Annotated in this window: 13 protein-coding genes and 1 pseudogene; all 14 read left to right on the top strand. The window is 34.2% G+C overall.

Features of this window, described 5'->3' with window-relative positions:
- The first annotated feature begins 50 nt into the window (after window positions 1–50).
- Window positions 51–902, top strand: coding sequence for a bifunctional methylenetetrahydrofolate dehydrogenase/methenyltetrahydrofolate cyclohydrolase FolD (gene folD / locus DQN38_RS05745; protein ID WP_010402657.1), 852 nt, complete (start codon window positions 51–53; stop codon window positions 900–902).
- Window positions 899–1,756 carry a signal peptidase I gene (lepB, locus tag DQN38_RS05740; RefSeq protein ID WP_002849827.1) on the top strand — a complete coding sequence of 286 codons (858 nt, stop codon included), beginning with the start codon at window positions 899–901 and terminating at the stop codon, window positions 1,754–1,756. Before folD ends, lepB begins: the two co-directional genes overlap by 4 nt.
- Window positions 1,749–2,393, top strand: a complete 645-nt coding sequence (locus DQN38_RS05735; protein WP_002849824.1) for a site-2 protease family protein — start codon at window positions 1,749–1,751, stop codon at window positions 2,391–2,393. Before lepB ends, DQN38_RS05735 begins: the two co-directional genes overlap by 8 nt.
- A 54-nt stretch (window positions 2,394–2,447) precedes the next feature.
- The gene (gene rpiB, locus DQN38_RS05730) at window positions 2,448–2,894 is read left to right on the top strand and encodes a ribose 5-phosphate isomerase B (protein WP_002849823.1); all 447 of its coding nucleotides are present in this window, start codon (window positions 2,448–2,450) and stop codon (window positions 2,892–2,894) included.
- A complete protein-coding gene (locus DQN38_RS05725) occupies window positions 2,888–3,220 on the top strand; it encodes a membrane protein (RefSeq protein ID WP_002849821.1) in 333 nt (110 codons plus the stop codon). Before rpiB ends, DQN38_RS05725 begins: the two co-directional genes overlap by 7 nt.
- 13 nt (window positions 3,221–3,233) lie before the next feature.
- Window positions 3,234–3,782, top strand: a complete 549-nt coding sequence (apt, locus tag DQN38_RS05720) for an adenine phosphoribosyltransferase (RefSeq protein WP_002849820.1) — start codon at window positions 3,234–3,236, stop codon at window positions 3,780–3,782.
- A gap of 2 nt (window positions 3,783–3,784) precedes the next feature.
- Window positions 3,785–4,396 (top strand): DedA family protein, encoded by a 612-nt coding sequence (locus DQN38_RS05715; RefSeq protein WP_038453761.1) that lies wholly within the window; start codon window positions 3,785–3,787, stop codon window positions 4,394–4,396.
- Window positions 4,377–5,849 carry a leucyl aminopeptidase gene (locus DQN38_RS05710; RefSeq protein ID WP_111738210.1) on the top strand — a complete coding sequence of 491 codons (1,473 nt, stop codon included), beginning with the start codon at window positions 4,377–4,379 and terminating at the stop codon, window positions 5,847–5,849. The genes DQN38_RS05715 and DQN38_RS05710 overlap by 20 nt, the downstream gene beginning before the upstream one ends.
- Window positions 5,849–6,952 carry a redox-regulated ATPase YchF gene (gene ychF / locus DQN38_RS05705; protein WP_002849817.1) on the top strand — a complete coding sequence of 368 codons (1,104 nt, stop codon included), beginning with the start codon at window positions 5,849–5,851 and terminating at the stop codon, window positions 6,950–6,952. Before DQN38_RS05710 ends, ychF begins: the two co-directional genes overlap by 1 nt.
- A gap of 211 nt (window positions 6,953–7,163) precedes the next feature.
- Window positions 7,164–7,891: pseudogene (locus tag DQN38_RS05700) on the top strand (amino acid ABC transporter ATP-binding protein).
- 15 nt (window positions 7,892–7,906) lie between these two features.
- Entirely contained in the window at window positions 7,907–8,701 is a 795-nt protein-coding gene (locus DQN38_RS05695; protein ID WP_024305174.1) for a transporter substrate-binding domain-containing protein, read from the top strand.
- Window positions 8,701–9,390, top strand: a complete 690-nt coding sequence (locus DQN38_RS05690) for an amino acid ABC transporter permease (RefSeq protein WP_002849816.1) — start codon at window positions 8,701–8,703, stop codon at window positions 9,388–9,390. Before DQN38_RS05695 ends, DQN38_RS05690 begins: the two co-directional genes overlap by 1 nt.
- Before the next feature lie 2 nt (window positions 9,391–9,392).
- Window positions 9,393–10,055, top strand: coding sequence for an amino acid ABC transporter permease (locus tag DQN38_RS05685; RefSeq protein WP_002849815.1), 663 nt, complete (start codon window positions 9,393–9,395; stop codon window positions 10,053–10,055).
- A gap of 399 nt (window positions 10,056–10,454) precedes the next feature.
- The gene (gene napA / locus DQN38_RS05680) at window positions 10,455–13,232 is read left to right on the top strand and encodes a nitrate reductase catalytic subunit NapA (RefSeq protein ID WP_011732100.1); all 2,778 of its coding nucleotides are present in this window, start codon (window positions 10,455–10,457) and stop codon (window positions 13,230–13,232) included.
- The last annotated feature ends 1 nt before the right edge of the window (window position 13,233 follow it).

The raw sequence follows: 13,233 nt of genomic DNA, 5'->3' as shown, positions 1-13,233 counted from the left end.
TTTGATATGATACAATTTTTGTAATAAAAAAAGTATAAAAAGGATGAACTTTGCAGATCATAGATGGAAAAAGCGTAAGTGCAAAAGTCAAAGAATACGTAAAAAACGAAGCAATAAGCTTAAAAAAATCAGGTATAACCCCAACATTAGCAGTAATTTTAGTAGGAGAGGATAAAGCCAGCCAAACATACGTCGCAAGTAAAGAAAAAGCTTGCCTGGCTTGTGAAATGGGTTCGGTGATGCATAGGCTTAGTAAAGAAACTAGTCAAAGCGAGCTTTTAGCTCTTATAGAGGTTTTAAATTTAGACGATAGCATTGATGGTATTTTAGTTCAGCTTCCATTGCCAAAACATATAGACACAAACAGAGTGTTGGAAGCTATCGATCCGACTAAGGACGTTGACGGATTTCACGCTGTAAATGTTGGAAAACTCTCAAGCGGACTTGATGGATTCGTGCCTTGCACTCCGCTTGGCATAATGGAACTTTTAAAAGAGTATGACGTAAATTTGCAAGGTATCGATGCAGTCGTTATAGGAAGAAGCAATATAGTCGGAAAGCCTATGGCGAGCCTTCTTTTAAATGCTGGAGCAACTATAAGCATCGCTCATTCTAAAACTAAAAATCTCCCCGAAATAACCAGACGTGCTAAGCTTGTAGTAGTAGCAGTCGGAAGACCAAATTTCTTAAATGCCGATATGGTGAGCGATGGCGCTATAGTCATTGATGTAGGCATAAATCGTTTAGATAGTGGTAAGTTAGTAGGCGACGTGGATTTTGATAGTGTTGCTCCAAAATGCTCTCTCATCACGCCTGTTCCAGGCGGCGTTGGACCTATGACTATCGCTATGCTTTTAAGTAATACATTAAAATCTGCTAAAAATAGAAAGCGCAATGTATGAAAAAATTTCTTTCTAAAGCTTATAATTTTTCTAGCAGTTGGACCGGGACTATAATTATAGTTTTGTTGTTTATATTTTTTGTCGCTCAAGCTTTTGTTATACCAAGTGGTTCTATGAAAAATACGCTTCTTATAGGTGATCATTTATTTGTAAAAAAATTTGCTTATGGCGTCTCTACTCCGCATATTCCGTTTTTAGAAGTTCCTGTTTGGTTTGATAGTGACGGAGATGGACATATAATAGAAGGAAGTAAGCCAAAACGTGGAGATATCGTTGTTTTTAGATATCCCGGAGATCCTAAAATTTACTATGTAAAAAGAAATTTTGCAAATGGCGGCGATGAGGTGATATTTGCACCAAAAACTATGTATTTAAGACCTTCTGGCGGTGATGCTCAGATAGAAGAAAACTATAATAAAAACGATATTGTTACACTACTTGGTAAGAAATTTGTTAAAGAGCCTTATAAATTTAAAGGTATTCACTATGAAAATAGGGGTGAAAAAGATAATTTTGCCGGGCAAAGCGCAGATACATTTACCATAGCGCTTTATTATCTAAATCAAAATAAATTTGCTATGACTCCAGCACTTATTCAGGAACTTCCGTCCGTGGACGGGCTTCCTTTTAATGCATTTTACTTTAAAGTTCCAGAAAATGAGTTCTTTATGGTCGGAGATAATAGAGAAAATAGCAATGACAGCAGATTTTGGGGAAGCGTACCGTATAAATACATAGTTGGAAAACCTTGGTTTGTATATTTTAGTTGGGATAAAGAGTATAAAGTTAGATGGGAGAGAATAGGCAGACTCGCTAGCACCTTAGAGACTGATGAGACGCTGATACATGAGTAATTTTGATGCGCCTACTATAATAACGCTTGTTGTAGTTTTGATAATATCTGTAGTAGGTCATGAGATAGCCCATGGTTTTGTCGCTTTTAAATTTAAAGATAATACGGCAAAAAATGCAGGCAGACTTAGTATAAATCCTTTAAAACATATCGATATTTTAGGTACGATTGTGGTTCCATCGCTTATGTATTTAGCCGGCGGAGTTTTATTTGGTTGGGCAAAACCTGTTCCTATAAATACATATACAGTGATTAAAAACGGTGGATATTTTGGCGCCATATGTGTTAGCTTGGCGGGCATTGTTTATAATTTTTTACTTGCTTTGGCTTCATTTTTGCTTATATATTTCGGAATCGCTCCAGAGTTTGGCCTAAGAGCGATAAGCATGCTTTTAACTATAAATTTGATATTAGGAATTTTTAATCTTTATCCTATACCGCCTCTTGATGGATCACATGCTCTTTCTTATGTTTTAAGGATTTTTAAATTTGAAAAATTAGCAAATTTATATCAAAGTCTTAGCAGATATGGATTTATAATTCTTGTAATTTTGATCATAAGTCCAGTGGCTAGTTATGTTTTTTCACCTATTTATACTATTTTGGATTTGGTTAGAACTATGCTTATATCACGCTAAATTCAGGTTTTTATGATATAATTATGCGAAATTTAAAGGTTATGGGATGATTTTATGAAAGTTGCTCAGATTTTTATAGCAAGTGATCACGCTGGATTTGATACTAAGGAGTTTGTAAAAAGTTATTTATCAAATTTCGAGTTTGATGTGGTTGATCTTGGAGCATATTCTAAAGATATGAGCGTAGATTATCCTGATTTTGCCGATAAAATGGCTGAAAATATAAATAACGATTTTAAATTTGGTATTTTAATATGCGGAACAGGAATAGGCATATCCATAGCCGCAAATCGCCATCCTCATATAAGATGCGCTCTTTGCCATGATGCTACTACTGCAAAATTAGCTCGTGAGCATAATGATGCAAATGTACTTTGCTTTGGCGGCAGAATAGTCGGAACTAGTATCATTCAAGATATGGTAAAAGTATTTTTTACTACTGAGTTTGCCGGTGGTAGACATGAAAAAAGAGTTTATAAATTAGGAAACTACAAATGCTAGTGGATTGGTTATTTTATACATTTTTAATATGCTTTAGCATATATCTCGTAGTAATGGTGTTTTATTATAAAACTTTGCTTAGAAAAGAGCGCTCAATGCGTGATTTTATGAAAAATAATCTTGATGATACCGAAATAGTTATCAGGAAACTACAAGTTCAGCTCCAACGTTCATTAGGAAATATCGATATTTTAACAGATGAACTAAATAAAATTAAATCAGATGTTACTAGTCTTCGTACTAGAAATTCTCAGTACCGTATAGAAAATGATAAATTAAGATTAAGAATAAAAGAGCTAGAGGGCAAGATAGAAGCTCTACTATAAAGTAAGGATAAAAATGAAAGAACTTTCTAAATTTGATAAAGAGTATCTTTTGGGTACTATAAGAGATATAAAAAATTTTCCAAAACCGGGAATTATATTTAAAGATATAACCACGCTTTTAGGCAATGCTAAAGCTTTTAAATTTCTACTTGATCACCTAGAAGATAGATATAAAGATGAAAATTTAGATTTTATAGTCGGTATAGAGAGCAGAGGATTTATTTTAGGTGCGGCACTTAGTGCGAGACTAAATTTAGGATTTGTACCTGTTAGAAAACCAAATAAACTTCCTTATATAACAATTTCACAAAAATATAGCTTGGAGTATGGATTTGATGAAGTTGAAATGCACATTGACGCATTTGATAGCATCAAAAATCCTAAAGTGCTTTTGGTGGATGATTTAATAGCAACCGGAGGCACGGCAAAAGCCTCGTCTCAGCTTCTAAAAAAATTAGGCGTAAATTTAGTAGAAGCTTGTTTTTTAGTGGATTTAGTGGAACTTGGAGGAAGCAAAGAGCTTAAAAGCGAGTGCCCAGTTTATAGTGTTTTAGAGGTCTAAAGATGGAAGAGACCTTAAAACATATATTATTTGAATACAAAAATTGGGCGTATCTTATTATTTTTGCTTGGTGTATTATGGAAGGTGAGATAGCTCTCATACTTGCTGGAATACTAGCTCACGAAGGGCATGTAAATCTTGCTATGATAGTGTTTGTAGCCGGTATAGGCGGATTTGTGGGAGATCAAATTTATTTTTATATAGGTAGATATAATAAAAAATATATTCAAAAAAAACTTGTTAAACAGAGACGAAAATTCGCAGTTGCGCATCTGCTTTTAGGACGATACGGTTGGCCTATAATTTTTATCCAGCGTTATATGTATGGATTTCGCACGATTATACCTATGAGTATTGGTATAACTCGTTATAGTGCTAAAAAATTTGCATTTATAAATTTGCTAAGTGCTTGGATGTGGGCTGCTATAACAATACTCTTAGCTTGGTATTTCGGTCAGCAGATCTGGAATGCGATTCACTGGGCAGAAGCTCACTGGTACTTTGCTATACCTATCATCATACTGTTCTTAACAGCGTTGATTTTAGGATTTAAACAATTGGAAAAAAATATACTAAATGAAAGGAAAAAACGACATGAAATTCACAATAATTGAAAAACCATTAGATGATATAAAAGCCGATTACGAAATAATTTTTGTTGTCAATAAAGATTTAAATCATAAATTTATAAAAGACGGAGATGAGTTTGATTTTTTTAAATTTAAAGGTGAAAATGTTCTTAATCTAACAACTTTAAGAAGAATTTATGTTGGCATAAAAGATCTTGAGCCAAATAGTATTAGATTAGGTGTTTCAAATGCTTATAACGCATTAAAAGATTTGAATTTAAAAACTATTAAAATGGCTAGTTACGTAGGATGCTGCTTTAAAATGAGTTTTCAGGCTATAGGCGAAGGATTTTTGCTAGGTAGTTACAAATTTGATAAGTATAAAACTGAAAAAAAAGAGAGCTCTATAAGCGAAATTTATATTTCTACCGATGAGTTTAGCGGTAAGCAGATAGCTTTATTTGAAGCAAATCTTGGCTTACAACATGCTCAGATAATAGCAGAATCTACAAACTATGCAAAAGATATAGTAAATGAAATACCCGATATTTATACTCCTCAAAAAATGGCAGAAGATGCAAAAAAGCTGTCCCTTAGTTATCCTAGTATAGAGTGTAAAATTCATGATGAAAACTATATAAAATCACAAAATATGAATGCATTTTTAGCGGTAAATAGAGCTAGTGCGCATCCTCCTCGTCTAATTCATTTAAAATATACTCCAAAAGATAACAGTCTTAAAAAGGTTGTTTTTGTAGGTAAAGGCTTAACTTATGATAGTGGCGGACTAAGTTTAAAACCGAGTGATTATATGCTAACTATGAAATCAGATAAAAGCGGTGCGGCAGCTGCTATGGCGATCATAATGGGAGCAGCTAGAATGGGGCTTCCTTTCGAGATACACGCTGTTTTAGGTGCAACTGAAAATATGATAGGCGGTAATGCGTATAAACCGGACGACGTGCTGATCACCAGAAGCGGCGTTAGTGTTGAAGTAAGAAACACGGACGCAGAAGGTCGTCTTGTACTAGCCGATTGTCTTGACTGGGCGCAAAGTGAGTTGAAACCTGATCTTCTTATAGATATGGCAACTTTAACAGGTGCTTGCGTTGTCGGTCTTGGTGAATATACTACAGGGATTATGGGAAACAACTATGAACTCCAAAATGAGTTCAAAAATTTTACGAAAAAGAGTGGCGAGTTTTTGACTATTTTAGAGTTTAATGATCATTTAAGAGAACTTGTGAAATCTCAAATAGCAGATATAAGCAATACATCTTCAAGCAGATACGGCGGAGCTATAACTGCCGGTATATTTTTAGATAAATTTATAAAAGACGATTATAAAGATAAATGGCTGCATCTTGATATCGCCGGACCCGCTTATACGGAAAAGGCTTGGGGTTATAATCAGTCTGGAGCTACTGGAGCTGGAGTGAGAGCAAATTTATATTATCTGGTTAAACTTGCTAGAAATGCCGAAAAAGGCTGCAAATAATGGGCTTAGCAGTAGGTATAGTAGGACTTCCAAATGTTGGAAAATCAACGACTTTTAATGCGTTAACAAAAGCTAGCAATGCAGAATCTGCAAACTATCCATTTTGCACTATAGAGCCAAATAAAGCCATAGTTCCGGTTCCAGATATACGCTTAAATGAGCTTGCAAAAATAGTAAATCCAAATAAAATCCAACATTCGACTATCGAATTTGTAGATATCGCAGGACTTGTGAAAGGCGCTAGTAAAGGCGAAGGACTTGGCAATAAATTTCTCTCAAATATAAGAGAAACCGAAGTAATTTTACATATGGTTAGATGTTTTGATGACTCAAATATTACTCATGTAGAAAATAGCATAGATCCTATAAGGGATATAGAAATAATTGAAACAGAGCTGATTCTAGCCGACATCGAACAGTTAAATAAAAAGATAGAAAAATTAAACAAAGAAGCAAAAGCCGGAGCAAAAGGTGCCAAAGAGAGTCTTGAGTGTGCAAGTAAATTACTAGAACATTTAAATGCAGGAAATAGTGCAAGCAGCTTTGAGCTTTTTGATAGTGATATTTTTAACAATCTAAATAAAGAACTCAGGCTGTTATCTGCTAAAGAGGTGATATACGGCGCAAATGTATCAGAAGACGATATATCCAACGATAATGAGTATGTAAAAATGGTAAAAGAGTATGCTTCTCATTCAAATCATGAAGTTATAAAGCTTTGTGCAAAGATAGAAGAAGAACTGATCTCACTAGATGATAATGAAGCTCATGAGATGTTAGAGAGTTTAGGGGCTAAGCAAAGCGGTCTTGAAAGTATTATAAAAACAGCATTTGCAAAACTAAATTTAATAAGTTACTTTACAGCCGGAGTTGTTGAAGTAAGAGCTTGGACCATACATAAAGGTTGGAAAGCACCAAAAGCAGCCAGCGTCATACATAATGACTTTGAAAGAGGCTTTATTCGTGCTGAAGTTATAAGCTACGATGATTATGTTGCTTGCGGCGGAGAATCTAAAGCCAAAGAGGCTGGAAAAATGCGTTTAGAAGGTAAAGAATATATCGTAAATGACGGCGATGTAATGCATTTTAGATTTAACGTTTAACCATCTATTAAGGAGCTTTTTTAAATTTATAAAAGCTCCTATGTTATAAATTTGACTCATATTTTTGAATTCTATTATTAAATACACTCTTTTTATATAAATTGTTACTATAAGAAACATAGATTAAATTATTTTAATAAAATATTAAACAAATATAATATCATTAATATTTATGTGATATAGTCGTTACATAAAATTATTGGAGTTAAAATTGGTTCAATTAGAAAATGTTAATAAGTATTTTGGCAACTTTCAAGCATTAAAAGATATAAATTTAACAGTAAAAGAGGGCGAGAAATTAGTTATCATAGGTCCAAGCGGAAGTGGAAAATCAACTGCTATTCGCTGTATAAATGGGCTAGAAGAGATCACTAGCGGTAGAGTAATCGTAGATGGAAAAGAGTTAAATAAAAAAACTAAACTTGAAATTTGCAGACAAAATGTGGCTATGGTATTTCAGCACTTTAATCTTTATCCGCATATGACTGTTTTACAAAATTTAACTTTAGCACCTATAAAACTTCGCAAAAAAAGTAAAGAAGAGGCAAACGAGATAGCTTATAGATACTTAAAAGTAGTCGGTTTAGAAAATAAAGCAAATGTTTATCCATCGACTTTAAGCGGAGGTCAGCAGCAAAGAGTTGCGATAGCTAGAAGTCTTTGCACTCAAAAAAGATTATTTTGTTTGATGAGCCGACTTCGGCTTTAGATCCTGAGACTATCCAAGAAGTTTTAGACGTGATGATAAAAATATCGGGAGAGAAATCCACAACAATGGTTGTTGTCACTCACGAAATGGGTTTTGCAAAGCAGGTTGCCGATAGAGTTATATTTATGGAAAATGGAACCATTTTAGAAGAAGCAGTGCCTAATGAATTTTTTAACAGTCCAAAAAACAAGAGAACAGAGATATTTTTAAGTAAGATATTAAAACACTAATATAAGGAGAAAGAAATGAATAAATTTGTAAAAGGTTTGCTGATTTTGGGCACAGGACTTGTATTTGCGGCGTGCAGCTCAAATACGAGTAGCGACTCTAAAGAGGCAAATTCAAACTTAGAAAATATAAAATCAAAAGGTATTTTCACAGCCGGAGTAAAAGACGATGTTCCTGGTTTCGGGCTTTTAAATAAGCAAACTGGAAAGATAGAAGGCTTTGAGATTGACATAGCAAAACTTTTATCAAAACATATTTTGGGTGATGAAAATAAAGTTAAATTGGTTTCTGTTACAGCAAAAACAAGAGGACCTATGCTAGATAACGGTACGTTAGATGCCGTTATAGCCACATTTACTATAACAGATGAGCGCAAGAAGACATATGATTATACAACTCCGTATTATAAAGATGCAGTAGGTCTTTTAGTAAGAAAAGATGGCGGTGTAAACACTCTAAAAGATCTTGAAGGCGGGACAATAGGAGTTTCTATGAGTTCTACTAGCAAAAAGAGTATTTTAGAAGCCGCTAAAAATCTTGGAATAGAGCTTAAATTTAATGAATATCCAGATTATCCTTCTATAAAAGCCGCTCTTGATGCAAAAAGAATAGACGCATTTAGCGTTGATAAATCTATACTTTTGGGATATATCGATGATAATAGTGTTATTTTAGATGAGAGTTTTGCTCCTCAAGAATACGGCATAGCTACTAGAAAAAATGATCCTGAGTTTTCAAAATACGTTGATGAGTTTGTAATAGCAAATAAATCTCAGATTGATGAATTGGCAAAAAAATGGGGTCTTAAGTAATGGATAGCCTAAGTCCATTTGCTTTGTGGAAATGGGAAGATACATTAGCTCACTGGCAGATGTTTGCTAGTGGGCTTGGCTTTACTTTAGGAGTAAGCATTTTAGCGCTTATCTTAGCTGGTGTCATAGGGGTAATAAGCGGTATGATGGCTACTGGAAAAATAGCTATTTTACGCTATTGTTCTCGTATATATGTTGAAGTATTTCAAAATACTCCACTTGTAATTCAGCTGTTTTTCTTATATTTTGCTTTGCCTCCTATGGGTATAAATTTAGACGTATTTACTATAGGAGTTTTAGGTATAGGCGCTTATCATGGTGCTTATATGAGCGAAGTAGTAAGAAGTGGTATAAACTCCATTCCTAAAGGTCAATTCGAAGCAGCCACGTCGCAAGGTTTTAGTTATATAGAACAAATGATGTATATCATATTACCTCAATCTATAAAAATCATATTACCGCCAGCCACAAATCAGGCAGTAAATTTGATAAAAAATAGCTCTGTACTTCTTATAATAGCAGGCGCGGAACTTATGTATATGAGCGATTCTTATGCGAGCGACAGTCTAAATTACGCAACTTCATATAGTGTTGCTGGAATTTTATATTTTATAATGTGTTTTCCACTTGCCATGTGGGCTAGAAATTATGAAGAAAAGCTTAAAAATGCACATTTGACAAGGAATTAATAATGGAAGCTGTTCTAAACTACATAAATTTAAAAAATCTATTATATGGACTAAGTCTTACGCTGATTATGGCGTTTTTTGCTGCCGTAGGGAGTATTATTTTTGGATCTATTTTGGCTGTTATGAGAAATTATGGGAATAAATTTATAAGAGGCATAGCAGGAGCGTATGTGGAAATTTATAGAAACACTCCGCTTCTACTATGGATGTATGCCGGATGTTTTGTTTTGCCTACTATTTTTTCATTTTTACAAGGATTTAGTTACGCAGTTTTGGGTACTATCGGGCTATTTTTATATACGTCTTCTGTTATGTCCGAGATAATAAGAGGAGGTCTAAACTCCATTCCTAAAGGTCAATTCGAAGCAGCCGCGTCGCAAGGTTTTGGCTTCTTTTATACTCTTTATAAGATAATTTTTCCACAAACAATCAAAAAAGCAACTCCAGCTATATTATCCCAAGTAATAACCACAGTAAAAGACACGTCTTTTATGGCTGGACTAGGAGTTTATGAACTAACAAATCAAAGTAAGCTCATACTAGCTAGTTTAAAAGAATTTAGCCATATACTCGCTGTTATAGGTTTGGTTGCAGCTATGTATTTTATAGTGTGCTTTAGCCTATCTATTATAGTTAGATATTATAATACTAGAACTACTTATTAATAAGCCATTGGCTTATTAAATTTTTAATTATAAATTGTTTCTTAATTTATTACTGAAATATAAAAATATTTTTTAAATTTTTTAATTAAATTTGCTTAAAGTATGCTATAATAGTGTTATATATTTTTTTAATTTTATTATTTTATTTTGATAGCTGGTATTAAGATATATTTTTTAAATTTAAAGTATAAAAAAATATACTAACTAACTTTTACTATCTAAATACCGTATTCATTGATTTTTAACTTGAGCTTTAAAGGATTAAGTGTTTATTAAATTATATAAAATTATAAAAATATATATTTAAAAACTGTTGGAAATTTTATTATAAACCAATAAATTTTAAATATAATACATTTACGATATTTTGCAATATTAGAGCAAGAAAGGTGTAACGATATGGATAGACGAGAATTTATAAAAAGCTCAGCTGCAGCTGCTGCTTGCTCGGCTGCTGGGATAGCAGTACCAAGCTCATTAAGCGCTGCTGAGAATCAAGATGGTTGGCGCTGGGATAAATCTGCTTGTAGGTTCTGTGGTACTGGTTGTGGTATCATGGTGGCTACAAAAAATGGTAAAATCGTGGCAGTCAAAGGTGATCCTCTAGCTCCAGTTAATAGAGGTCTTAACTGTATTAAAGGTTACTTTAATGCAAAAATTATGTATGGTGAAGACCGTATAACAAAACCTCTTCTTAGAGTTAATGCAAATGGTGAATTTGACAAAAAAGGTAAATTTCAAGAAGTTAGCTGGAAAAGAGCTTTTGACGAGATGGAAAAACAATTCCGCAAAACTTACGCAGAGCTCGGACCTACTGGTATAGGTGTTTTTGGTAGCGGTCAATACACTATACAAGAAGGTTACGCTATTTCTAAGCTAATTAAAGGCGGTTTTAGAAGCCATAATATAGATCCAAATGCACGCCATTGTATGGCTAGTGCCGTTGTTGGTTTTATGCAAACATTTGGTATAGATGAACCTGCTGGCTGTTATGATGATATCGAGCTTACGGATACTATCGTAACTTGGGGAGCAAATATGGCAGAAATGCACCCGATACTTTGGTCAAGAGTTAGTGATAGAAAACTTCAAAATAGCGATAAAGTAAAAGTAGTAAATTTATCTACTTATTCAACTAGAACTTCAAACATAGCTGATATAGAGATTATATTTACTCCGCATACCGACCTTGCTATATGGAACTATATAGCAAGAGAGATTGTTTATAATCACCCAGAAGCTATAGACGAAGAGTTTGTAAAAGCAAATTGTGTATTTACAACAGGACCAGTAGATATCGGTTATGGTATGCGTGCAAATATAAAGCACCCAAAATACCTTCCGAGTGAACTTGATACTGCCGCAAAAGAAAAATCAACAGTACTAAGCGAAAATGAAGGAGTTACTCTTGCTTATTTAGGAATGAAAGCAGGTGATACTTTAGAAAATAAAAGTACAGGCGCTCCGGATAAGCACTGGATAATTCAATATGAAGATTTTAAAAAGGCTTTAGCTCCTTATACTTTGGATTTTGTAGCTAAGCTTGCAAAAGGTGATCCAAACGAAGATTTAGAAGAATTTAAGAAAAAATTAAAAGCATTAGCCGACCTTTATATAGAAAAAAATCGTAAAGTCGTCAGTTTTTGGACAATGGGTATGAACCAACATACAAGAGGTGTTTGGGTAAATGAGCAAAGTTATATGGTGCATTTCTTGTTGGGCAAACAAGCAAAACCGGGTAGCGGAGCATTCTCATTAACAGGACAACCAAGTGCTTGTGGAACAGCTAGAGAAGTCGGTACGTTCTCACACAGACTTCCAGCAGATATGGTTGTTGCAAATCCAAAACATAGAGAAATTACTGAAAAAATTTGGAAAATTCCAGCCGGAACTATAAATCCAAAACCGGGTGCTCCATATATGAAGATCATGAGAGATCTTGAAGATGGAAAAGTTAAATTTGTATGGGTGCATGTAAATAATCCATGGCAAAACTCGGCAAACGCAAACCACTGGATAAAAGCGGCACGCGAGATGGATAACTTTATAGTAGTAAGCGACCCGTATCCTGGAATTTCAGCTAAAGTCGGAGATCTTATACTTCCGACTGCTATGATATATGAAAAATGGGGCGCTTATGGTAATGCTGAAAGAAGAACTCAACACTGGAGACAACAAGTTTTACCAGTAGGTGATGCTATGAGTGATACTTGGCAATATATGGAATTTGCAAAACGTTTTAAATTAAAAGATTTTTGGGGTGAAGTTAAAGTAGACGGCAAACTTACTTTACCAAATGTTTTAGATAAAGCAGTTGCGATGGGATATAATCCTGAAAATACTCTTTTTGAAGTTTTATTTGCCAACAAAAGTGCTATGAAATTTAGTAGTGATGATAAAATTATGGCCGGCTATGATAATACCGAAGTATTTGGTGATAGCAGAAATGTTGTTGGATCAGACGGAAACGTATTTAAGGGTTATGGATTCTTTGTCCAAAAATATCTTTGGGAAGAGTATCGTGAGTTTGGTCTAGGACACGGTCACGATTTAGCCGATTTTGATACTTATCACAAAGTTAGAGGTCTTAGATGGCCAGTTGTTGATGGTAAAGAGACTCTTTGGAGATTTAATACAAAGTATGATGTATATGCTAAAAAAGATAATCCAAACGGAGATTTTTCATTCTATGGAAATAAAAACGGAGCTTTAGTAACCGGAGATCTAGCCAAAGCTACTTCAAAAGAGAAAGAAGCACTTAAGAGCAGAGCTAAGATATTCTTTCGTCCTTATATGGATCCACCAGAGATGCCAAGCAAAGATTATCCGCTATGGTTATGTACGGGTCGTGTTCTCGAGCATTGGCATAGTGGTACTATGACTATGCGTGTTCCTGAGCTTTACCGTGCCGTTCCTGAGGCATTATGCTTTATGAATGAAATAGACGGAAATAAATTTGGTATTAAACAAAATGATATCATATGGGTTGAAAGCCGCCGTGGTAAAGTAAAAGCTAGGGTTGATTTCCGTGGTAGAAATAAACCTGCAGAGGGTTTAATATATGTTCCATGGTTTGATGAAAACGTATTTATAAATAAGGTCTGTTTGGATGCAACAGATCCACTCTCAAAACAAACTGACTTTAAGAAATGCGCAGTTAAGATTTATAAGGCTTAAT

The sequence above is a fragment of the Campylobacter fetus subsp. fetus genome (genome assembly GCF_900475935.1).
GTDB lineage: Bacteria > Campylobacterota > Campylobacteria > Campylobacterales > Campylobacteraceae > Campylobacter > Campylobacter fetus.
This window is presented reverse-complemented; position numbering and strand designations above follow the sequence as displayed.